The following is a 21073-nucleotide window of genomic DNA, read 5'->3' on the forward strand; positions in this document are numbered from 1 at the left end:
TATGCAGGCGGCGGGCCGCCAGGTCCGTCGAACGCCAGCGACGGCGTGGGTCCACCAGGACCCGAGGGAGGAAGCCCGGTGAGAATCCGGCGCGGTCCCGCCACTGTGAACCCCACCCGTGTGGGGTGAGCCAGGAACTCCTGCCGTCCACTCGACCACCCGGGGCGCGGACACCCCGAGGAAGGCCTGCGCACGCATGCTTCTGCTGCTGTCGACCTCCGACACCGACCTGCTCAGCGCCCGCGCGGCGGGAGGCCCGGTCGACTACCGGTTCGCCAACCCGTCCCGCCTCGACCTCGCCGAGCTGCCCGCGCTCCTCGACGGCGTCGAGCTCGTGGTCGTACGCCTCCTCGGCGGCGTCCGCGCCTGGCAGGAGGGCCTCGACCAGCTCATCGCCAGCAGGCTGCCCGTCGTCGTGCTCACCGGCGAACAGGCGCCCGACGCCCAGCTGATGGCGTCCTCGACCGTGCCCGTCGGCATCGCCGCCGAGGCGCACGCCTACCTCGCGCACGGCGGCCCCGCGAACCTGGAGCAGCTGGCGCGCTTCCTCTCCGACACCGTGCTGCTCACCGGCCACGGCTTCGAACCGCCGGCCGCCGCGCCGTCCTGGGGCCCGCTGGAGCGCACCGCCCGCACCGTCGAGGGCACGCTCGTGCCGACCGTCGCGGTGCTCTACTACCGCGCCCACCACATGAGCGGCAACACCGCCTTCGTGGACGCGCTGTGCGGCGCGATAGAGGACGCGGGCGCCCGCCCGCTCCCGCTGTACGTGGCCTCGCTGCGCGCCCCCGAGCCCGAGCTGATCGAGGAGCTGCGCGCCGCCGACACCATCGTGACCACCGTCCTCGCGGCCGGCGGCACCAAGCCCGCCGAGGCCTCCGCGGGCGGCGACGACGAGTCCTGGGACGCGGGCGCGCTGACCGGCCTGGACGTGCCGATCCTCCAGGCGCTGTGCCTGACCGGTTCGCGCGCGGCCTGGGAGGAGAACGACGAGGGCGTCTCGCCGCTGGACGCCGCGAGCCAGATCGCCGTGCCGGAGTTCGACGGCCGCCTCATCACCGTCCCCTTCTCCTTCAAGGAGATCGACGAGGACGGGCTTCCCGCGTACGTCGCCGACGCCGAGCGCGCCGCCCGCGTCGCCGGGATCGCCGTGCGCCACGCGCGCCTCAAGCACGTCCCGGCCGCCGACAAGCGCCTGGCGCTGGTGCTCTCCGCCTACCCGACCAAGCACTCCCGCATCGGCAACGCGGTGGGCCTCGACACCCCCGCCTCCGCCGTCGCGCTGCTGCGCCGGCTCATCGAGGAGGGCTACGACTTCGGGCCCGCCGAGGAGATCCCCGGTCTCGTCTCCGGCGACGGCGACGAGCTGATCCGCGCGCTGATCGACGCGGGCGGCCACGACCAGGACTGGCTCACCGAGGAGCAGCTCGCCGCCAACCCGGTCCGCATCCCGGCCGCCGACTACAAGCGCTGGTACGCGACGCTGCCCGCGGAGCTGCGCGAGTCCGTCGAGGAGCACTGGGGCCCGGCGCCCGGCGAGATGTTCCTCGACCGCTCCCGCGTGGGCCAGGGCGGCGACCCGGAGGGCGACATCGTCCTCGCGGCGCTGCGCCGCGGCAACCTCCTCGTCGTCATCCAGCCGCCGCGCGGCTTCGGCGAGAACCCCATCGCGATCTACCACGACCCCGATCTGCCGCCCTCGCACCACTACCTGGCGGCGTACCGCTGGATCGCGGCGGCCGCGTCCGACGGCGGCTTCGGCGCCGACGCGATGGTCCACCTCGGCAAGCACGGCAACCTGGAGTGGCTGCCCGGCAAGAACGCCGGCCTGTCCGCCGCCTGCGGCCCGGACGCCGCGCTCGGCGACCTGCCGCTGATCTACCCCTTCCTGGTCAACGACCCGGGCGAGGGCACCCAGGCCAAGCGCCGCGTGCACGCCACGCTCATCGACCACCTGGTGCCGCCGATGGCGCGCGCCGACTCCTACGGCGACATCGCGCGCCTGGAGCAGCTCCTCGACGAGTACGCCCAGATCAGCTCGATGGACCCGGCGAAGCTCCCGGCGATCCGCGCGCAGATCTGGACACTGATCCAGGCCGCGAAGCTCGACCACGACCTCGGGCTGGAGGAGCGCCCCGAGGACGACGGCTTCGACGACTTCCTGCTGCACGTCGACGGCTGGCTCTGCGAGATCAAGGACGCGCAGATCCGCGACGGCCTGCACGTCCTGGGCCAGGCGCCCACGGACACCGACCGCGTCAACCTCGTCCTGGCGATCCTGCGGGCCCGCCAGATCTGGGGCGGCACGACGGCCCTGCCGGGTCTGCGGGAGGCGCTGGGCCTGGACGAGTCGGCGGCGACGCGCACGAGCGCGGACGAGGCCGAGGAGAAGGCCCGCGCACTGGTGCAGGCGATGGACGACGCGGGCTGGGACCCGGCCGCCGTCGCCTCCGTGACGGGTGACCTGGGTGAACAGGTCGCCGCCGTCCTGGAGTTCGCGGCCCACGAGGTCGTGCCGCGCCTCGCGGCCACCACCGCCGAGCTCGACCACGCGCTGCACGCCCTGCGCGGCGGCTTCGTCCCCGCCGGGCCCAGCGGCTCGCCGCTGCGCGGTCTGGTCAACGTCCTGCCGACCGGCCGGAACTTCTACTCCGTCGACCCGAAGGCCGTCCCCTCCCGCCTCGCGTGGGAGACGGGCCAGGCGCTCGCCGACTCCCTCGTCGAGCGCTACCAGCAGGACAACGAGGGCGCTTACCCCACCTCCGTGGGCCTCTCGCTGTGGGGCACCAGCGCGATGCGCACCGCGGGCGACGACGTCGCCGAGGCCCTCGCCCTGCTCGGCGTCCGCCCCGTCTGGGACGACGCGTCGCGCCGCGTCACCGGCCTGGAGGCCGTGCCGCTCGACGAGCTCGGCCGTCCCCGCATCGACGTGACGCTGCGCATCTCGGGCTTCTTCCGCGACGCGTTCCCGCACACGATCGGCCTGCTCGACGACGCGGTGCGGCTCGCCGCCTCGCTGGACGAGCCGGCCGAGCAGAACCTCGTGCGCGCCCACACCCAGGCCGACCTGGCCGAGCACGGCGACGAGCGCCGGGCCACCACCCGCATCTTCGGCTCGCGCCCCGGCACGTACGGCGCGGGCCTGCTCCAGCTCATCGACTCGCGCGACTGGCGCACCGACGCGGACCTCGCCGAGGTCTACACGGTGTGGGGCGGCTACGCCTACGGCCGCGGTCTGGAGGGCCGCCCGGCGCGCGCCGAGATGGAGACGGCGTACAAGCGCATCGCCGTGGCCGCGAAGAACACGGACACCCGCGAGCACGACATCGCGGACTCGGACGACTACTTCCAGTACCACGGCGGCATGGTGGCGACCGTGCGCGCGCTGCGGGGCACGGCCCCCGAGGCGTACATCGGCGACTCGACCCGCCCCGAGACGGTCCGCACGCGCACGCTGGTGGAGGAGACGAGCCGGGTCTTCCGCGCCCGCGTCGTGAACCCCAAGTGGATCGAGGCGATGCGCCGCCACGGTTACAAGGGCGCCTTCGAACTCGCCGCGACCGTGGACTACTTGTTCGGGTACGACGCCACGACGGGTGTCATCGCCGACTGGATGTACGACAAGCTCACGGAGACGTACGTCCTGGACCCGACCAACCGTCAGTTCCTCCAGGAGAACAACCCCTGGGCGCTGCACGGCATCGCGGAGCGCCTCCTGGAGGCGGAGTCGCGCGGCATGTGGGCCAAGCCGGACCCGGCGGTGCTCGAAGCGCTGCGCCAGGCGTACCTGGAGACCGAGGGCAACCTGGAGGACGAGGGCTGAGCCACCGGCGGAACCGGCCCGACCGGGCGGGCGTCCCTCCAGGCTGTACGTGGGATCAGCAGCTCGGAGCAGACGGAGAAGGACGCCCGCCATGATCACAGGAACCGCCACGCGGCACCTCTATCTCGCCCGGCACGGGGAGGCCACGGCCGACGAGAGCGGCCTGACGGAAGCGGGCCGCCGCCAGGCCGTCCTGCTCGGCGAGCGGCTGCGCGGGGCGCCCCTGTCGGCGGTCCACCACGGTCCGCTGCCCCGGGCCGCGGAGACCGCCCGCCTCATCGGCGAGCGGCTCGACGGCGTCCCCGTGCGGCCCTCGGCGATCGTCGGCGACTACCTCCCCTACCTGCCGCAGGCCGACGAACTCCCGCCGGAGAGCGCCGAGTCGACGCTGCGGCACCTGGCGGGGTTCCCGGCGGCGGAGCGCGAGGGCGGTCCCGCGCTGGCCCAGCAGGCCCTCGCCCGGTTCACCGGACCGGTGTCCGGCGACGAGCCGTGCCACGAACTGGTCGTCACCCACAACTTCCTGATCGGCTGGCTGGTCCGGGACGCGCTCGACGCCCCGCCCTGGCGCTGGCTCGGCCTCAACCACTGCAACGCCGCGCTGACCGTCATCCGCTACGCCCCGGGCCGCCCCGCCTCGATCGTCTTCTACAACGACATGGGGCATCTGCCCCGGGAGCTGCGCTGGACGGGTTTCCCGCCGGAGTTCCGCGCGTGCGAGCCGGACGCGGCGGCGCGGCAGGGGGCGTGAGTCACGCGAGCCGCGGCAGCACGACGTTGTTGATCAAGGGCCCCTCGACGGTGATTCCCTCGCTGATCAGGGAGTCGGTGACGGGGAGCGGCGAGGGGTTGGCCGGGGCGGTCACGGCGGCGGCGAGGGCGAGGGCGCCGAGGACGGCGGTGGCGAGGGCGGGACGGGGACGGAGGCGGCGAGGGCGCATGCGGCGTTCTTCTTTCTCGACGGGGAGGGGCGGATCTCGGAGCTGTCCGGCCGACGGGCCCGCGACAACCCGTTCGTATGATCGTCGGTGACTTCCTGGCCTCACCGGGGTTACACCCCGTGAGCGGGCCGCGACCGGCGGCCCGGACGCACATCGTCCAAGGAGGCCGCAGTGAACGGCAGTCGGGTACAGGCAATGTCCCGTTGGGCGCTGGTCGCGGCGATGGCGGCCGCGCCCGCCGTCCTGTGCTCCGGCACGGCACACGCCGACGAGACCCACACGAACGCGCACAACGCCCCCAGGGTCGGCCTGATCAACACCGGCCAGATCGACGACCCGTTGGAGGACGTGCTGGAGCACACCCTCAACTTCGGCGACGGGTACCGGTGGGACTGACGTCCCCGGCCCCCTCTCCTCGACCCACCTGCGCGCGGACCCCGGCACCGGGGTCCGCGCACGTGCGTCAGGGCGACGCGCCGGTCAGCCCACGGGGCACCGCACCGGTCGGCTCAGGGCGCGAGGCACGCCGCGCCCGGGACCTCCGACGGCACGCCGGGGCTCGCGGGGTCGACGAGCGACGTGACGTCACCGGCCGACTGGGTCAGGCAGTCGACCGTGCCGACGGGATCGGGCACGGCGCTCGCGGGCACGGCGAGCACCCCGAGCAGTGAGACGGTCCCGAGGATGAGGGCGGCGGAGCGGCGCATGTGAACTCTCCTTTGCGTCAACGGATTTCGTTTGCGACTCGACACACAACGCGAGCCGATCCGTGGCTCCCCAGCCCCGCCCCTCGACAATCACCACATCACCCGTACGTGAACGCCGTAACGATCCGCCTGGCCACTTCACGGACGGATTTCCCGGAGCGAATGATCACGAGTGTGAACACCTGACGACGATCAGGCGGCCCGGCGGTCCCGCGGTCAGGTGGCCCTCTCATGGTGATCCAGCAGACGGGTGAGCAACCCCATGAACTGTTCGCGCTCGGCAGGGTCCAGCGGGGCGAGCAGCTCGTCGTGGAGTTCGTCCAGGACCAGGTCGAGGCGGCTCAGCCGACGGCGGCCCCGGGTGTTGATCGTGATGATGTTGCGGCGCTGGTCGGCGGGGTCGGGGGCGCGCTCGACGAGCTGACGCCCGGCGAGTTCGTTGAGCACGCCGACCATGTCGCTGCGGTAGATGCCGGTGCGCCGGCTCAGCTCCGCCTGGCTGCCGGGGCCGTGGTCCTGGAGCGAGGCGAGCACGGCGTAGTGCCACTTGCGGGCGTCGACCCGGGCCAGCCCTTCGTTGATCAGCCGGTCCGACCGCGTGGTCAGCTGCGACAGCTGCCGGCTCGCGCGGCGGCGCAGCCGGTCGGGCACCTGAGGTACGCCGTCGTCGGGCAGGCCGGCGGCTTCGGCTCTGGTCATGGCTCCGATCCCCTCCATTGCGTTAGCGGGACGAACGATATACGTTCCTTCCGCCGACACCGTTAGTGGCACTAACGCTGATCGGCGAACTCCAGGAAGGAAGACCCGCCATTCCCACCACGACACTGCGCGTTCCCACCCCCGACGGTCACGCCGACGCCTACGCCGCCTTCCCCGACGGCGGCGGGCGCCACCCCGCCGTGCTGCTGTACAGCGACGCCTTCGGCGTGCGGCCCGAGCTGGAGTCCCGGGCCCGCGAACTGGCCGGGCACGGCTACTACGTCCTCGTCCCGCACCTCTACTACCGCCACGGCACGGCACCGCTGATCGAGCTCCCCGAGCACATCGGGGCGGAGATCCGCCCCGCGGTCGTCGAGCGGCTGATGCCGTTCCTCGGGGAGCTCACCACGGCACGGTTCCTGAGCGACGCCGGGGCGTACCTCGCGTTCCTGGCGTCCCGGCCCGAGGTGAGCGAAGGGCCGGTCGGCGTGCTGGGCTACTGCATCGGCGGCGCCCTGGCGATGCGCACCGCGGCGGCCCATCCCGACCGGGTGGCCGCGGTCGCCGGTTTCCACCCCGGCTTCCTGGTCACCGAGGAACCCGACAGCCCGCACCTCGCCTTCCCCGCGCTGACCGCCGAGGTCCACCTGGGCCTCTCCACGAACGACATGACGCCCGAGGCCCTCGCCGAGGTGACCCGGTCCCTGGAGGCAGCGGGCGTCACCCACACGTGCGAGATCTACCCGGACACCGTCCACGGCTTCACGATGTCCGACACCGACGCGTTCAGCCCCTCGGGAACGCAGCGCCACTGGGACCGTCTGCTCGCCCTCTTGACCCGCAGACTGAGCACCGCCTGAGGGTTCGTCAACTCAGCCCAGAGGGGCGGCTACTCCCCGACCCGGACTCGCTCGCTCTCCCCCTCCGAGAGGAACGCGGCGAGCGCCCGGCCCTCCTCCGCGACCTCGGCGCGCTCGGCACGGGAGAGGCGGCGCAGCGGGGCCACCGTCACGGTGCCCTCCTGCACGGTCCACTTCGCCGCGACCCGGCCGTCGACCAGGACGGCCCGCTCCCCGGCGACGGAGAGCCCCTTGTGGGCGTCGTCGATGATCCGGCTCCGGTCGTGATAGCCGAGGATCGCGTTGTCGAAGGCCGGCAGGAAGCGGACCGGCGCGGGGGTGTCGGGGTCCGGGCGCGGCGCGTCGGGCAGGTCGAGCAGTTCGCGGCCCCGCTCGTCGCGGAAGGCGACCAGTTCCCCGCGGACGGCGGCGACGGCGGCGGGGAGCCCGGCGAGTCCGCTCCAGGCCCGCAGGTCGGCGGTGGCGGCGGGGCCGTAGGCGGCCAGGTAGCGGCGGACCAGCGCCCGGCCGACCGGGTCGGCGCCGTCCTCGGCCGGCGGGTCGCTCTCGCGCCCCAGCCAGGCGGCGAGCGGCAGATTGCGTACGCCGGCCTTGGTTCGCCACAGGCCGCGCGGCGGCAGCTGCACCATCGGCACGAGCCCGGCGACGAGCATCTCCCCCAGGGCGCGCGGCGCCGCGTCGGGCCAGCGGTGGGCGACGGCCCGCGCGAGTTCGGGCATGGAGCGCGGCTCGCCGTCGGCCAGCACCTCCCGCCCCGCCGCGGCGAGTTCGTCGAGGTCCACGCCGTCGAAGTCGCGGCGGTAGACCCCGAGCACGCGCTGCCGCAGCATCGGATCGTGCCGGGCCCGCCACGCGAGTACGTCGTCGGCGGTGACGAGGTGGACCGTCCGGCGCATGAGGTGCGTGCGGACGACCCGCCGCTCGACGAGCAGTGCGTCGAGCGCCCCCGGCTCGAACCCGCGCAGCCGGGTCCACAGCCCGACGAAGGGCTCCTGCGGCTCCTGCGCCTGGAGCCCGCAGAGGTGCGACACGGCGTCGAGGACCGGCAGACCGGCGCGGTCGAGCAGCAGCTGCCGGGCGAGCGCGGCCCGTCCCAGCGCGCGAACGGTGAGCACGGTCATCGGACCACCGCCGGGCACCGACCAGCCGACTGAAGCCCCGAACCGGGCGAAACGACCAACACCATGGAGGACTGCTCCCGCTCTCTCACCGACACCGACGGAGGGCCACGGTCCCAGGCGATGCGGTCAGCTTCTGTCCGCCACTCCCGTCGGGGTCGGCACGTCCTCGGCCGGATCCGCCGCCCGCACCGCCCGAACCGGCCGCGCCGGCAACCCGTCGATGCTCGACGTGTTCTTCTCGCGCATGTAGTCCTCCAGCGCCTGGTCCGACTTGCGCATGCCCCACTGGTCCTGGAGGTCGCGTTCGCGGACCAGGGTCATTTCCGGGACCGTGAATCCGCAGGAGTCGGTGATGCGGGTGAGGGAGACGACCACGATGGAGCGGGGGATCGGGTGCTTGCCGAAGTGGCCGATCAGGGCGTCCCATTCGGGGGCGTCGGGGAAGACGCAGCGGGCGGTGCCGTAGAGGCGGAGGGTCTTGGGGCGGCGGGTGAACGAACAGAACATCAAGGTGATCCGGCCGCTCTCGCGCACGTGCGCGATCGTCTCGGCCCCGGAGCCGATGAGGTCCAGGTAGGCCACCGTCGTGTCGTCGAGGACGGCGAACGTGTCCATGCCGCCCTTGGGGGAGACGTTGACGTGTCCGTCCGCGGACAGCGGCGCCGTGGCCGCGAAGTACATCGGGGCCTGCGCGATGAATTCGCGCAGCGCGGGGGTCAGCCCTTCGTAGAGCTTGCCCATGGGGTCACCTCTCTCGACTGTCTCAAGCCTGTGGGTCTTCCGGTCTCCGGGGGCCCGCCGGGGCCGCGTGCAACGCCCCGTGCAGGTGGACCAGGCCGTCGCCCGGGGTTCCGATCCGTACGTGCTCCACCGCGCAGACCATCAGCTCGTGGTCGCCGAGCGTCAGGCGGTGGTGGCGCGAACCGACGAGCCAGGCGGCGCAGCCGTCGAGCAGCGGCACCCCGTGCGGGCCCTCGTGCCAGCGCGTGGGCGGCGCGAAACGGTCGACGCCCGGCGCCGCGAACCGCTCGGCCACGTCCCGCTGGCCGGCGCCGAGCAGCTGGATCCCGAACCTCTCGCAGTCCTTGATCCTGGCCCACGTCGAGGACGACTCGGCGAGCGCGAAGGAGACCAGCGCCGGTTCCGCGCTCACCGAGGTGAACGACGTGATCGTCACCCCGGCGGGTCCGGCCGGCGTGGCCGCGGTGAGCACCGCGACGCCGGAGGCGTGCCCCCGCAGCGCGGTGCGCAGCTCACGGGCGCCGACGGTGGGCGCCGCGGTGGTCACGAAGCCGTCCCCGGGGGCGTGGTGCCGAGCAGCCGTTCGGGGCGGGGGGCCACGGCCGTGATGGAGCGGGGGGCGTCCGGCGTCGTCGCGGGCCGGGTCTTGATGGTGATCCGGTCGGCCAGTTCGTGGGCCAGCGCCCGCGCGTCGTCGGCCGACTCGCCACGGACCATGAGCAGCCCCGACCTGTCGTACGACCAGGCGATCGGGTCCACCGTGTCGCCGGGGGCGACGGAGAGCTGGAGGGCCACCACGCGCGGATCGGCGCGTACGTCGTCGGCACCGGTGACGGACTCGACGACACCCGGTTCGGCGGTCAGGAAGCGGATGGCGCCGCCTCCCCTGGCCGGTCCCGGCACGACGGGGTCGGTGCGGCCCGCGTACCAGAGGAAGGCGAGCGCGTCGATGTCGGTCCCGTACACCTCGGTGGCCAGGTCGGCGATCCGGTCGCCGCCGCGCCGGTTGTGGGACTCGACCAGACGGGGGCCGTCGGCGGTGACGATCACCTCGCTGTGGGAGGGGCCGTCCGTGACCCCGACGGCGTCCAGCATCCGGCCGACCAGCGAGGCGATCGCGGCCGTGGTGTCCGCGTCGAGGGCCGCGGGCTGGATGTGCCCGACCTCGACGAACGAGTCCAGCTTCTCCTTGGCGGTGTACGCGACGACCGCGTGCTCGCCCGCGAAGCTGAAGGCCTCCACGCTGAACTCGGGGCCGCGCAGATACTGCTCCATCACGAACGTGTGCAGCCCGAACTCCGCTGCCCAGGCGGCGACTTCGGCGACCGCCTCGGGGCCGTGCACGAGCCGTACGCCGAGGCTGCCGGAGCCGTACCGGGGCTTGATCACCGCGGGCCCGAACTCGGCGACGAAGGCGCGGATGTCGGCCTCGTCGTGCCCGAGGCGCGATGCGACCCCTTCGATGCCCCGCTCGGCGAGCAGTTCGCGGAAGGCGAGCTTGTCCTGGAGCACGCGGACGGTGTCGAGACCGGTGCCGGGCAGGCCGAGCGCCGTCGTCGCGGCCGCCGCCGACTCCAGGCCGTCCTCGATCATCGAGATGACCCGGTCCAGCGGCCGGTGCCGGTGCACGGCGGCCAGCAGATCGGCGACCGCCCGCGGGTCGCGGTAGTCCGTGAGGTGGGCCTCGGCCACCAACTCCAGGCCCGCCGTGTCGAGTTCGTGCGGGCCGTACACCCAGACGATGTCGAAGCCTGCCTGCCGTGCCTTCTTCAGGGTGGCGACCTGGCCACCGATGACCGCGATCCGCGGTGTGTTCCCGTGCGTCATGCGCGCAGCTCCCGTCCCGATGCGTTCTCCAGCCAGCGCACGACCTCGACGTTGTCGGCGCCCTCGGGCAGCTCGTCGTGCGCCTTCTCCCAAAGATCTTGGCAGGCGTGCCCGAAGGCGGCGGGGCCGCCCGCCGAGTCGAGCAGCGAGGTGCCGATGCGGATGTCCTTGAGCATCAGCCGCAGCGCGAAGCCCGAGTCGAAGGTGCCGGGCAGCACGTGGTCGGGCAGCTTGGTCTGCGAGGCGTGGTTGCGGCCCGTGGAGGCGTTGATGACCTCCAGCATCGCCGCGGGCTCCAGGCCGAACGCCCGCCCGGCGAGCATGACTTCGGCGACCGCGGCGAGATTGACCGCGGAGAGCAGGTTGTTGAGCGCCTTCAGCGCGTGACCGGCGCCCGCCGGGCCCACCCGGTACACCCTGCCGAGGGCCGCGAGCACCTCCTCCGCCCGCGCCACGTCGTCGGGTTCACCGGCGGCCATCAGCGTCAGCTCGCCCGCGCGCGCGGCGGCCGGGGAGCCGGAGACCGGCGCGTCCACCACGGCCACCCGGTGCGCGGCGGCCGCGCGGCCGAGGGCGAGGGTGTCCTCGGGCGCCGAGGAACCCGTGTCGACGATGAGGGAGCCGGCGGCGAGGTGCGGGAGCAGCGCGTCGGCCACCTGCCGCACGGCCGCGCCGTCGGGGAGCATGGTGACCACGACCGGCGCGGCCAGGTCCGCGACCGACGCCGCCGCGCGCACGCCCGGGTGCTCGCCGGCCGCCGCGGCGACGCCCGCGTCGGTGTCGTACGCGACCACGTCGAAGCCGCGCTCCGCGAGGCGGCGGCACATGCCCCCGCCCATGGACCCCAGTCCCGCAAACCCCACCCGCATGTTCCGTTCCTTTCTCCGTACTTGTGCTCAGATCTCGGTGCTTGTGCTCAGCTCTCGGTGCGTGTCCCGCGGTGCCCGTGGCGTACGCCTCTCATCCCGCGCTCAGGGCGACCAGCCCCCGCACGATGAGGACGAGCGCCGCGACGACCGCGAGGACGAGCACCGCGCCGCGCATCCGGCCGCTGCCGTCCACGCGGCGCCGCACCGGGCCCGACAGCGCGAAGCCGACCACCACGGCGGGCAGCAGCAGCGCCCCGAAGGCCAGTTGCTCGCGCGGCAGGCGGCCGACGACGGTGAGGGAGACGAGCGAGAGCAGCGTCCCTGCGGTGTAGAAGACGCTGAGGGTGCCGCGGACCGTGGGTCCGGGCTCCCGGTGGTAGACGAGCGCGATGAACGGCCCGCCGATGGACGACGTCGTCCCGGTCAGGCCCGCCACCGCGCCGGAGGCGATCAGCGTGCCCCGGTTCCTGGGCAGTCGGGCCGGGTCGAAGGCCAGGAGCGAGACGACGCCCAGCGTGATGCCCGCCGAGAGCAGGTCGAGCGTCGGCACCGACACGACGAGGATCACGTACGAGGCGGCTGCCGTGCCCGCGATCCGCCCGGCCATCGCCCAGGAGACGCCGTACCAGTCGGTGTGGGAGATCTCCCGGACCGCCCCGAGCGCGGCCAGCACCGCGGCGACCACGAGGAGCGAGCCCGGCATGAGGCTCGGCGCGGCGATCTGCACCACCGGCGCCGACACCAGGGCGAGGCCCACGCCCAGGCTGCCCTGGACGAGCGCGCCGACGAACACGGCGACGGACGCGCAGGCGAGCACGGACAGTTCAGGCATCGACGGGCACCGCCGTGCGCATGCGCTCCCCGGCCGCGCGGGCGACCCGCTCGGCCGCGACGCCCGCCACCACGAGGACTCCCGCGGCCACCACCCAGCCGAGCGATCCCGAACCGAGCAGCAGCCCGGTGACCATTACGGGGCCGAGCACCCGCTGGCCGGCCACGCTCAGGTTGAAGACGGACAGATAGCGTCCGCGCTGCTCCTCGGGGGCCAGGGCGATGGACAGGTCCCACACCGCGGAGTTGGCGATCACCTCGGCCAGGGACAGCGTCACCACGGCGGCGGCCAGCCACGCCACCGCGGGCCCTCCCCCGACGGAGCCGGACGCGGCGAAGCACAGGCTGCTCACCGCGAGGACGGCGCCCGTCCACGTCAGCATCCGGGTGGTGCGCCGCTGGCCGGTCGCCAGTTTGCTGACCGGGATCTGCAGCACCACGACGAGCACGGTGTTCAGCGCGAACAGCACCGACACGGTGGCCCGTGGCGCGTCCGTGTGCTCCAGGATCCACACGGGCATCGCGACGAGCAGCATCGTGTCGAAGAAGAACAGCAGGAAGTTGAGCCCGGTCAGCGTCAGATAGCGCGCGTCGGGCAGCACCCGGCTCCTGGCCGGGCGTTCCTCGGCCGCCGCCGGTTCGATTCCCTCCGCCGGTCTTCCACCTGCCGTGGGGGCGGCCGGCTCGGGCACCCGCAGCACGAGCACCGCGCCGCCCAGGAAGGCGAGCCCGATGGCGATCAGCGTGACCCGGTAGGCGGTCTGGGTGTCGCTGGCGAGCGCGACGCCCGCCGCCATCGCGCCGACCCCCAGTCCGCAGTTGCGTACGACGTTGACCACCGCGAGCAGCCGGGTGCGCTCCTGGCGTTCCGGCACGGCCACGGCCACCAGCGCCTGGAGCACCGGCGGCCCCGCCCTGTCGCACGCCACCGCGCACAGCGTCACCACCATGAACTGCCAGAAGTCGGTGACGAGGACGTACGCCGCGCAGCACAGCCCGCGCCCCAGGTACACGGCGGCGAGCACCCGCCGCGCCCCGTACCGGTCGGCGAGGACCCCGCCGAGCAGCGAGATCCCCAGCGCCACGATCCCGGCGAGGGCGAGCCCGGAGGCCACCTGGTTGGCCGAGAGGTCGACCTGCCGGGTGAAGTACGCCATGGAGCTCGCCATGAACAGGCCGATGCCGAGCGACTGGACGAGGGCTGCGGCGGCGAGTCGGCGGCCGCCCGCGGTGAGCTTCATGTCACTCGGTCCCGAAGTCGAAGTCGACCTGGTCCTCTAGCTCCATCTCGCGCACGATGCGCCGCACCCCGGAGAAGTCGCGCACCAGCAGTCCCGCGCCGGCCTGGCGCCGGCAGTCCTCGACGATCTCGTCGGCCTTCTCGAAGCCCGCCGCCTTGAGGATGCCGGGCCACACCGCGAAGTCCTGCTCCACGAAGGCGTGCAGCGCCTTGGGCAGCGAGTCGACGAAGGCGCGGCGCTGTTCGGTGTTCATGTGCACGTACAGGGCCTTGGCGACCTCGACCATGACGGAGGAGTGCGCGGACTCGTCGCGGGCGTGCAGCCGGGGCACCAGGGCGTGCAGCGGCTGGACGGTCTTGTCGCGCGAGAGCAGCTCAAGATAGGCGTTGACGCTGATCTCCGAGACGGTCGTCCACACCAGCTTGAGCAGGTCGCGCTCCCAGCGCTCCGACACCTTCGCGTCGGCCTCCAGGAGGCGGCGATAGGTGACGGTGTGCGGGTAGGAGGGCTCTCCGGTGACCTGGCGGACGTCCCGCGTGCGCTGCATCGCGATCATGTGCATGTACGTGTGCCAGACCTCGTCCACGTGCGTCTGCTGGACGGCGCGCTTGAGCTGGACGCTGTCGGCGCCGGGGAAGGCGCCGTGCATGATCATGGCGAAGGTCGGGTTGGCGACGTGCTCCTCGGCCGCGATGACCCGCTCGTTGTAGACCAGCCAGGCCATGGTGAGGACCTTCTGGCGCTGCTCGGGCGTGGCCGCGAGGTACAGCGGGTGCTCGGCGAACGGCAGCAGGCGCTCCGGGTAGTCCGGCAGCAGCTCGTCGTACTCCTCCGGCTCCGATATCTGGTCCAGGTCGGTGCGGATCGTGGCGCGCCGGGGCCAGGAGTCGGCGATCCGGCGCAGCACGGTCTCGTCGATGCCGTGCTCGTGGCCGTCCTCGTAGCCTTCTGCGAGGCCGCCTTCGATGGTGTGCTCGTGCTCGGCGATGCTCAACGCTGGTCCCCTTCGGATACGTGGTCTGCCGCGGCCGCCTCGACGGCTTCGGCGAGGAGGGCGAGGCCGGGGGCCAGTTCCTCGGCGTCCGCCACGATCGGCGGCATGATCTTGAGGACCTGGCCGCGGGCACCGGACGTCTCGACCAGGAGCCCGCGCGTGAAGGCGGCGTGCGACACCTTGTCCGCGAGCGCGGGGTCGGTGAAGGCGAGGCCGCGGATCAGGCCGCGGCCCACGACGGTGCAGCCGAGGTGGGCGAACGTGGCGGCCAGTTCGGTCAGCCGCTCCTCCAACGCGGCGGCGTTGCGCAGCACGCGCGCGCCGAACTCCGGGTCCGCCCAGCGCTCCAGGCAGGCCGTGGCGGTGACGAAGGCGAGGTTGTTGCCGCGGAAGGTGCCGCTGTGCTCACCGGGGCCCAGCTGGTCGAGCTCGGGGCGGACCAGGACGAGGGCCATCGGCAGGCCGAAGCCGCTGATGGACTTGGACAGGCAGATCAGGTCGGGGACGATGCCCGCCTCTTCGAAGCTGAAGAAGGTGCCGGTGCGCCCGCAGCCCGCCTGGATGTCGTCGACGATCAGCAGGATGCCCCGCTCGCGCGCGACCTCGGCGAGCCTGCGCAGCCACGGCGCGCTCGCCGCCGCGAGGCCGCCCTCGCCCTGCACGGTCTCCACCACGAAGGCGGCGGGCAGGTCGATGCCGCTGCCCGGGTCGTCGAGCATCCGGGTCAGATAGTCGATGGTGTCGACGCCCTCGCCCGCGTACCCCTCGTAGGGCATGCGCGTGACGTGGCCGAGCGGTACACCGGCCGCGCCGCGCTTGAACGAGGTGGCGGACGCGGCGAGCGCGCCGAGCGAGAGGCCGTGGAAGCCGCCGGTGAAGGCGATGATGTCGGTGCGTCCGGTGACCCGGCGGGCCGTCTTGAAGGCCGCCTCGACGGCGTTGGTGCCGGTGGGCCCGGTGAACTGGACCCGGTGGTCGAGCCCGCGCGGCGCGAGCACCACCTCGCGGAAGCGGTGCAGGAACGCGGCCTTGGCGCCGGTGTGCAGGTCGAGGCCGTGGACCGGTCCGTCGGCCTGGAGGTAGTCGATGAGGGCGGCGCGCACCTCGGGCGGGTTGTGCCCGTAGTTCAGCGCGCCCGCGCCCGACAGGAAGTCGACGTACTCGCGGCCGTCCGCGTCCCACATCCGGTGCCCCGAGGCGCGGGTGAAGACGGCGGGGAAGCGGCGGCAGTAGGTGCGTACGGCCGATTCGAGCTCGTCGAAGACGGCCGTGTCCGTTCCGGGGGTCGTCGCGCGCGCGGCGACCGGTTCGGCGGTGGTCATGAGGCACTCCAGGGGTCGATGCCGGTGATCTCGGCCGTCTCACGGGGGGTCAGGGCGGTGCGCGGGGAGAGCGGGAACCAGCCGGCGAGGCTGAGCCGCAGCAGTGCGCGCATGCGGTCGGCTATCAGCTCCGGGGTGTAGCGGTCCGCCACCTCGGCGGCGTCGATCACCGGGGTCGGCGGGAAGTAGCGGCCGCCGGGCACGGGGCGTACGACGGCGTCCCACAGGTTGAGGCTCTGGCCGCCCCAGCGGGCGCGTCCGCTGAACACCGAGTACAGCGGCAGCCCTTCGGGGTGCGGGCGGCTGAGCGCCTGGTTCACGGCCTCGCTGACCATTTCGACGATCAGTCCGCAGCCGCCCGCCGAGCGGGCCCTGCGGGCCTGCGCGAAGAGCGCGAGCGCGCCGTCGAGGGCGTCGCCGTGCCGGGTCAGGCCGCCGCTCTGCGGGGTGTAGCCGAGGTGCGCCAGGGTGGGGGTGCCGGTCGCGGCCACCGCCTCGATGCAGGCGAACTCGCCCTCGCCCGCCACCTCGATCTTGACCGCGTCCGCGCCGGCCGCGACGAACCGGTCGGCGGCGGCGCGCGCCGTGGCGGGGCCGAGCGTCGTCCCGTCCGGCAGGTCGGCGAGCAGGAACGGCCGCCGCTCCGCGGGGAATTCGGCGTCGAGCGCCTTGCGCACCTCGGCCACCAGGCCGGTGAGGGTGGCAAGGCCCCACTCCTGCTCGTCGGCGCCGGTCAGCGTGGTGCCGGCGCGGCCCAGGTGGGTCATGAAGTACGAGTCACCGACCATCACGCACTCGACGGGGGCGCCCTGCAGGTCCGGTGCGCGCAGGGCCTCGGCGAGGCCCTCGACCTCGTAGCCCCGATACGCGTTGATCTTGAGTCCGAGCTGTGCCGGGCTGTCGTACCGGTGCAGGTACGGAGCCAGCGCGGATGCCGCGGCCGGCCTGGCCACGGTGGTGTCAACGGTCACGGCCGCCCTCCCAGTAGATCTTGTTGATACGGCCGATGGCGTCCGCGACGACCTCTTCGGGTGCCGCGGTGAAGCAGAGCCGGGCCCAGCCGTCGCAGTGCGCGCCGAACACCCGGCCCGGCGCGAGCCCCACCCCGGCCTCGGCGCAGCGCCGCACGAACTCCTCGCCGTCGCCGTAGCGGGCCAGGTCGAGGAAGGTGTAGAGGCCGCCCGCGATGCGGGTGTGCGGGATCTCCAGGGCGGCGTCGGCGAGGTGCCAGGCGCGCTCGGCCGCCGCGCGGCGCCGGGCGAGTTCGTCGGCGGGGGTGGCGAGGGCGCGGAACGCGGTGTACTGCGCGGCCGTGGCGACCGAGTACAGCGTGTGCAGCGACCACTTGGTGAGGATCTCCTCCGCGCCGGGCGGCGAGATCAGATGGCCGACGCGGGCGCCGGGCATCGCGTACGTCTTGCTGCAGCTGTGCACCGAGAAGGTGCGCTCGGCGGCGCCGGGGACGGTCGCGGTGTCGAGGAAGCCGTCGTCGCTGAAGTCGTAGTTCTCGTACGCGTTGTCGGCGATGAGCCACAGGTCGTGCCGCTCGGCCAGCGCGGTGAGCGCGCCCAGGGCCCGCTCGTCGAGGCGGAAGCCGGTCGGGTTGTTGGGGTTGTTGAAGTAGATCGCCCGGGTGCGCGGCCCGACGGCCCGCTCGATGCGTGCGACGAAGTCGAAGTCCGGGTCCTCGCTGAGCTCCAGGAAGACCGGCACCTCGCGGGGCGTCCCGCCGGCCGCCCACACCAGGCCGGTCGCGAAGAGCCACTGCGGGGAGAGGATCAGGACCTCGTCCCCCGGGGCCAGGATCGCGTGCAGGGTCACGGCGATGGCGTGCGTGGCGCCGCTGGTCACCAGGATCTGGCCGGGGTCGACGGGGGTGCCCCGGCGCCGGCTCGCCGCGTCGGCGAAGGCCTCGCGCAGGGCGGGCACTCCGGCGGGCGGCGCGTGCTCGTGGGCCGCGATCCCGAACTCGGCGCGCTCCCAGGCGGCAGGGCGCACGCACGGCTCGAAGACGGTCTTGCCCTGCTGGAGCGGCACCGGTTCGGCGTGCGCGCCGGAGCGCAGCAGCCGGTCGACGGCCACCAGCGGGGAGGGCGGTATCTCGCTGAGGGTTCTACCGAAGGACGGCATGAGGTGTGCTCACTCCTGGACTTGGAAGGGGCCCGTGCCGAGCGGGAGTTCGGCGGCGGCGCCGCGGGCGGGCCGGTCGATGCCGAGGTTTCCGCGCAGGGTGGTGCTCTCGTACTCGGTGCGGAACAGGCCCCGGCGCTGCAGCTCGGGCACCACGAGGTCGACGAAGTCGTCCAGGCCCTCGGGCAGGACGGGCGGCATGACGTTGAAGCCGTCGGCGGCCTCCCCGGTGAACCACTCCTCCATGAGGTCGGCGACGTCGTCCGGGGTGCCGATGACGATGCGGTGGCCGCGGCCCCCGGTCAGCGACTGGTACAGCTCCCTGATCGTGAGGCCCTCGCGGCGGGCCTTGTCGTAGACGAGCTGCTGGCGGCTCGTGCTGCCCTGGGTGGGCGGCAGTTCGGGCAGCGGCTCGTCCAGCGGGAAGCCGGAGATGTCGATGTCGCCGAGGAGCTGGGTGAGCAGCCCGAGTCCGACGACGGGGTCGACCAGGTCCTGGAGGACGGCGTACTTGTCCTCGGCCTCGGCGCGGGTGCGGCCGATCACGGGGAAGAGGCCGGGCATGACCTTCATCTGGTCGGCGTCGCGCCCGTAGGCGGCGGCCTGCTGCTTGATGCCGCGGTAGAACCGCTGTCCCTCGTCCAGGGTCTGGGCGGCGGTGAAGACCACCTCGGCCCAGCGGGCGGCGAAGTCCTGGCCGTCGGCGGAGGCGCCCGCCTGGATGAGGACCGGGTAACCCTGCGGCGAGCGGGCCACGTTGAGCGGTCCGCGCACCGAGAAGTGCTCGCCCTTGTGGTCGAGGACGTGCAGCTTGTCGGGGTCGAAGTAGCGCCCGGACTCCTTGTCGTAGCCGAACGCGTCGTCGTCCCAGCTGTCCCACAGCCCGGTGACGACCTCCATGAACTCCCTGGCCCGGTGGTAGCGCGAGGCGTGGTCGGGCTGGGAGTCGCGGTTGAAGTTCCGCGCCTCGGCGTCCGTCACCGAGGTGACGATGTTCCAGGCGGCCCGGCCCGCGCTGAGGTGGTCGATCGAGGCGAACTTCCGCGCGATGTGGAACGGCTCGTTGTACGTCGTCGACGCGGTCGCCGCGAGACCGATGTGCGTGGTGTGCACGGCGAGGGCGGACAGGAGCGTCAGCGGGTCGAACTGGAGGAAGCGGCCCCAGCGGCTCAGGTCGTCGGCGTTGCGGTACGGGGTGCGGATGCCCACCCCGTCGGCGACGAAGAACATGTCGAACTTGCCGCGCTCGGCGGTGTGCAGAAGCTGACGGTAGTGGGCGAAGTCATGGCCGCCGTCCGCGGGGGCCGTGGGGTGCCGCCAGGAGGCCACGTGGTAGCCGGGGGAAAGGAGAAAGGCTCCCAGACGGAGCGTACGGCGTGTCACGCCCATGGCAGGTCTCCGGTGTCCTTGCAGGTGAGGAGCTTTGGATCGAGACGGACACTAGATCAGGAGCCGGGTGCGGACACGGTTCTGCGTGCACTGTGGTTTTACTGCGGAAAGCTCCTTCTGCTTCTTTTGATTACCGGGTGGTAACGGCTGGATTGCGCCAGGGAACGCCACTGGGCCCCGCCCCCAAGGGGGCGGGGCCCAGTGGCGTCAGGGAGGCGCGCTCAGCCGGGGCGCGCGGACTCGTAGTGGTGCTCGGGCCGTCCGGCGCCCCCGTACTTCAGGGCGAGTTGGACGCTGCCGCGCTCCTGGAGGTGCTTGAGGTAACGCTGCGCGGTGGAGCGGCTCACTCCGGTGAGGTCGGCCACCTCCTGCGCGGACAGCGCCCGGCCGGCCCGGAGCAGCTCGTCGCGGATGCGCTCGGTGGTCGCCGCCGAGTACCCCTTGGGCGGCACCTCCGCCTGGACCGGCGCGTGGAGCGTGCCGAAGATCTCGTCCACCTCGCCCTGCCCCAGGGAGTCGAAACCGTCGAGGCGGTCCCGCATCTGCGCGTACGACATCAGCTTGGCCCGCAGCGCCGCGAAGGTGAACGGTTTGACCAGGTACTGCAGGACGCCGTTGCGCAGCGCCGAGCGCACGAGCTCCGCCCCGTGGGCCGCCGAGACCATGATGACGTCGGTCTCGTGGCCGATCCTGCGCAGTCTGCGCACGAGGTGCAGCCCGTCCTCGTCGGGGAGGTAGTGGTCGAGCAGCATCAGGTCGACGCCGCCGCGCTCGACGGCCATCAGGGCCTCGGCGGCCGTGTGGGCCCGGCCCATCACACGGAAGCCCGGCACGCGGGACACATAGCCGGAGTTGACCTCGGCGACGTAGAAGTCGTCGTCCACGACCAGGACGTCGATCACGGCGCGGCTCCCGCCGTCGCGACCGGATCGCGGGGCAGCCGGACCGTGAACACGGCTCCTCCGCCGGGCCGTTCGGTCAGCCGGACCGAGCCGCCGTAGCGCCGCGCGACGCCGTCGACGAGCGCGAGGCCGACCCCGCGGCCGCGGTGCGGCGGCGCCTGCTTCGTCGACCAGCCCTCGCGGAAGACCGCCGTGCGCAGGGCCGTCGGCACACCGGGACCGTTGTCGGCGACGCTCAGGACCGTGGCGCCGGGCTCCGCCCACATGCCGACCTCGGCGAAGGGCTTCGCCGCCGGGTGCGCGGCCGCCGCGTCGACGGCGTTGTCGATGAGGTTGCCGAGCACCGTCACCAGGTCGCGCGGGGCGACGGCGGGACGGGACGGCGACGGTTTGTCGGCGAGCCTGAGGGTGACGCCCCGCTCGGCGGCGGCGGCGCGCTTGCCGGCCAGGAGGGCGTGCAGGAGCGGCTCGGTCCGTCTCTCGCGCGCCGGGGCCGGACGGGGATCCGGAGCGGGATCCCGCTCCGGTGCGGGATGGCCCGAGAGCTCCGCCACGAACTGCCGCGCCCGTGCGTACATTTCCAGATCGAGCAGGCCTGCGAGGGTGTGCAGGTAATTCGCCAGTTCGTGGTCACGGGCCCATGGCGTCGCATCGAGAATCCGTTGGTTCTTCAACT

At 73.2% G+C, this 21073-nt stretch carries 21 protein-coding genes and 1 riboswitch; of the genes, 4 read left to right on the forward strand and 17 right to left on the reverse strand.

Going from position 1 to position 21073, the window contains the following annotated elements:
* Nucleotides 1-26 precede the first annotated feature (26 nt).
* Nucleotides 27-161: riboswitch (cobalamin riboswitch) on the forward strand.
* Nucleotides 162-196: 35 nt separating this feature from the next.
* Together cobN and AB0L89_RS38610 are read left to right on the forward strand one after the other, a co-directional pair.
* On the forward strand, nt 197-3823 hold the full coding sequence (cobN, locus tag AB0L89_RS38605; RefSeq protein WP_365152201.1) for a cobaltochelatase subunit CobN: 3627 nt from the start codon (nt 197-199) through the stop codon (nt 3821-3823).
* A gap of 94 nt (nt 3824-3917) precedes the next feature.
* On the forward strand, nt 3918-4574 hold the full coding sequence (locus AB0L89_RS38610) for a histidine phosphatase family protein (RefSeq protein WP_365152272.1): 657 nt from the start codon (nt 3918-3920) through the stop codon (nt 4572-4574).
* A 1-nt stretch (nt 4575) separates the two neighbouring features.
* Here the strand turns inward: AB0L89_RS38610 and AB0L89_RS38615 are convergent, their stop codons facing one another.
* On the reverse strand, nt 4576-4764 hold the full coding sequence (locus AB0L89_RS38615) for a hypothetical protein (RefSeq protein WP_365152203.1): 189 nt from the start codon (nt 4762-4764) through the stop codon (nt 4576-4578).
* Nucleotides 4765-4959: 195 nt separating this feature from the next.
* Between AB0L89_RS38615 and AB0L89_RS38620 the strand changes: the two genes are divergently transcribed.
* Nucleotides 4960-5160 carry a hypothetical protein gene (locus tag AB0L89_RS38620; protein WP_365152205.1) on the forward strand — a complete coding sequence of 67 codons (201 nt, stop codon included), beginning with the start codon at nt 4960-4962 and terminating at the stop codon, nt 5158-5160.
* A 113-nt stretch (nt 5161-5273) separates the two neighbouring features.
* Here AB0L89_RS38620 and AB0L89_RS38625 read toward each other — a convergent pair whose 3' ends face one another.
* Together AB0L89_RS38625 and AB0L89_RS38630 are read right to left on the reverse strand one after the other, a co-directional pair.
* Nucleotides 5274-5471 carry a hypothetical protein gene (locus AB0L89_RS38625; protein ID WP_365152207.1) on the reverse strand — a complete coding sequence of 66 codons (198 nt, stop codon included), beginning with the start codon at nt 5469-5471 and terminating at the stop codon, nt 5274-5276.
* 216 nt (nt 5472-5687) lie between these two features.
* The gene (locus AB0L89_RS38630; RefSeq protein ID WP_365152209.1) at nt 5688-6170 is read right to left on the reverse strand and encodes a MarR family transcriptional regulator; all 483 of its coding nucleotides are present in this window, start codon (nt 6168-6170) and stop codon (nt 5688-5690) included.
* A 110-nt stretch (nt 6171-6280) separates the two neighbouring features.
* Between AB0L89_RS38630 and AB0L89_RS38635 the strand changes: the two genes are divergently transcribed.
* Nucleotides 6281-7030 carry a dienelactone hydrolase family protein gene (locus AB0L89_RS38635; protein WP_365152274.1) on the forward strand — a complete coding sequence of 250 codons (750 nt, stop codon included), beginning with the start codon at nt 6281-6283 and terminating at the stop codon, nt 7028-7030.
* Nucleotides 7031-7059: 29 nt separating this feature from the next.
* Here the strand turns inward: AB0L89_RS38635 and AB0L89_RS38640 are convergent, their stop codons facing one another.
* The 14 genes from AB0L89_RS38640 to AB0L89_RS38705 form a co-directional block, all read right to left on the reverse strand.
* Nucleotides 7060-8151 (reverse strand): winged helix DNA-binding domain-containing protein, encoded by a 1092-nt coding sequence (locus AB0L89_RS38640; protein ID WP_365152211.1) that lies wholly within the window; start codon nt 8149-8151, stop codon nt 7060-7062.
* Between the two features lie 126 nt (nt 8152-8277).
* Nucleotides 8278-8892 carry a pyridoxamine 5'-phosphate oxidase family protein gene (locus AB0L89_RS38645; protein ID WP_365152213.1) on the reverse strand — a complete coding sequence of 205 codons (615 nt, stop codon included), beginning with the start codon at nt 8890-8892 and terminating at the stop codon, nt 8278-8280.
* Nucleotides 8893-8914: 22 nt separating this feature from the next.
* On the reverse strand, nt 8915-9439 hold the full coding sequence (locus AB0L89_RS38650) for a flavin reductase family protein (RefSeq protein ID WP_365152215.1): 525 nt from the start codon (nt 9437-9439) through the stop codon (nt 8915-8917).
* On the reverse strand, nt 9436-10719 hold the full coding sequence (locus tag AB0L89_RS38655; RefSeq protein ID WP_365152217.1) for an ATP-grasp domain-containing protein: 1284 nt from the start codon (nt 10717-10719) through the stop codon (nt 9436-9438). Before AB0L89_RS38655 ends, AB0L89_RS38650 begins: the two co-directional genes overlap by 4 nt.
* Entirely contained in the window at nt 10716-11588 is an 873-nt protein-coding gene (locus tag AB0L89_RS38660; protein ID WP_365152219.1) for an NAD(P)-dependent oxidoreductase, read from the reverse strand. The genes AB0L89_RS38655 and AB0L89_RS38660 overlap by 4 nt, the downstream gene beginning before the upstream one ends.
* Nucleotides 11589-11679: 91 nt before the next feature.
* Entirely contained in the window at nt 11680-12420 is a 741-nt protein-coding gene (locus AB0L89_RS38665; RefSeq protein ID WP_365152221.1) for a TSUP family transporter, read from the reverse strand.
* Nucleotides 12413-13660 carry an MFS transporter gene (locus AB0L89_RS38670; RefSeq protein WP_365152223.1) on the reverse strand — a complete coding sequence of 416 codons (1248 nt, stop codon included), beginning with the start codon at nt 13658-13660 and terminating at the stop codon, nt 12413-12415. The genes AB0L89_RS38665 and AB0L89_RS38670 overlap by 8 nt, the downstream gene beginning before the upstream one ends.
* Before the next feature lies 1 nt (nt 13661).
* Entirely contained in the window at nt 13662-14654 is a 993-nt protein-coding gene (locus AB0L89_RS38675; RefSeq protein ID WP_365152225.1) for a diiron oxygenase, read from the reverse strand.
* Complete coding sequence (gene ectB, locus AB0L89_RS38680) at nt 14651-15976, reverse strand: diaminobutyrate--2-oxoglutarate transaminase (protein ID WP_365152227.1); 1326 nt, start codon at nt 15974-15976, stop codon at nt 14651-14653. Before ectB ends, AB0L89_RS38675 begins: the two co-directional genes overlap by 4 nt.
* Nucleotides 15973-16947 carry a 3-methyl-2-oxobutanoate hydroxymethyltransferase gene (locus tag AB0L89_RS38685; RefSeq protein ID WP_365152229.1) on the reverse strand — a complete coding sequence of 325 codons (975 nt, stop codon included), beginning with the start codon at nt 16945-16947 and terminating at the stop codon, nt 15973-15975. Before AB0L89_RS38685 ends, ectB begins: the two co-directional genes overlap by 4 nt.
* Nucleotides 16937-18106, reverse strand: a complete 1170-nt coding sequence (locus AB0L89_RS38690) for a pyridoxal phosphate-dependent aminotransferase (protein WP_365152231.1) — start codon at nt 18104-18106, stop codon at nt 16937-16939. Before AB0L89_RS38690 ends, AB0L89_RS38685 begins: the two co-directional genes overlap by 11 nt.
* A gap of 9 nt (nt 18107-18115) precedes the next feature.
* On the reverse strand, nt 18116-19495 hold the full coding sequence (locus tag AB0L89_RS38695) for an LLM class flavin-dependent oxidoreductase (protein WP_365152233.1): 1380 nt from the start codon (nt 19493-19495) through the stop codon (nt 18116-18118).
* 221 nt (nt 19496-19716) lie between these two features.
* Nucleotides 19717-20397 (reverse strand): response regulator, encoded by a 681-nt coding sequence (locus AB0L89_RS38700; RefSeq protein WP_365152235.1) that lies wholly within the window; start codon nt 20395-20397, stop codon nt 19717-19719.
* Nucleotides 20394-21071 (reverse strand): ATP-binding protein, encoded by a 678-nt coding sequence (locus AB0L89_RS38705; protein ID WP_365152237.1) that lies wholly within the window; start codon nt 21069-21071, stop codon nt 20394-20396. Before AB0L89_RS38705 ends, AB0L89_RS38700 begins: the two co-directional genes overlap by 4 nt.
* Nucleotides 21072-21073: the final 2 nt, after the last annotated feature.

This window comes from Streptomyces sp. NPDC052114 (assembly GCF_040680155.1).
GTDB lineage: Bacteria > Actinomycetota > Actinomycetes > Streptomycetales > Streptomycetaceae > Streptomyces.

Bases quoted from the DNA above. Each gene is read 5' to 3' on its own strand.
- AB0L89_RS38645 (WP_365152213.1), bottom strand. From the start codon at position 8,892: ATGGGCAAGCTCTACGAAGGGCTGACCCCCGCGCTGCGCGAATTCATC.
- ectB (WP_365152227.1), bottom strand. From the start codon at position 15,976: ATGACCACCGCCGAACCGGTCGCCGCGCGCGCGACGACCCCCGGAACG.
- AB0L89_RS38640 (WP_365152211.1), bottom strand. From the start codon at position 8,151: ATGACCGTGCTCACCGTTCGCGCGCTGGGACGGGCCGCGCTCGCCCGG.
- AB0L89_RS38665 (WP_365152221.1), bottom strand. From the start codon at position 12,420: ATGCCTGAACTGTCCGTGCTCGCCTGCGCGTCCGTCGCCGTGTTCGTC.
- AB0L89_RS38620 (WP_365152205.1), top strand. From the start codon at position 4,960: ATGTCCCGTTGGGCGCTGGTCGCGGCGATGGCGGCCGCGCCCGCCGTC.
- AB0L89_RS38695 (WP_365152233.1), bottom strand. From the start codon at position 19,495: ATGGGCGTGACACGCCGTACGCTCCGTCTGGGAGCCTTTCTCCTTTCC.
- cobN (WP_365152201.1), top strand. From the start codon at position 197: ATGCTTCTGCTGCTGTCGACCTCCGACACCGACCTGCTCAGCGCCCGC.
- AB0L89_RS38670 (WP_365152223.1), bottom strand. From the start codon at position 13,660: ATGAAGCTCACCGCGGGCGGCCGCCGACTCGCCGCCGCAGCCCTCGTC.
- AB0L89_RS38660 (WP_365152219.1), bottom strand. From the start codon at position 11,588: ATGCGGGTGGGGTTTGCGGGACTGGGGTCCATGGGCGGGGGCATGTGC.
- AB0L89_RS38615 (WP_365152203.1), bottom strand. From the start codon at position 4,764: ATGCGCCCTCGCCGCCTCCGTCCCCGTCCCGCCCTCGCCACCGCCGTC.
- AB0L89_RS38625 (WP_365152207.1), bottom strand. From the start codon at position 5,471: ATGCGCCGCTCCGCCGCCCTCATCCTCGGGACCGTCTCACTGCTCGGG.
- AB0L89_RS38655 (WP_365152217.1), bottom strand. From the start codon at position 10,719: ATGACGCACGGGAACACACCGCGGATCGCGGTCATCGGTGGCCAGGTC.
- AB0L89_RS38630 (WP_365152209.1), bottom strand. From the start codon at position 6,170: ATGACCAGAGCCGAAGCCGCCGGCCTGCCCGACGACGGCGTACCTCAG.
- AB0L89_RS38690 (WP_365152231.1), bottom strand. From the start codon at position 18,106: ATGCCGTCCTTCGGTAGAACCCTCAGCGAGATACCGCCCTCCCCGCTG.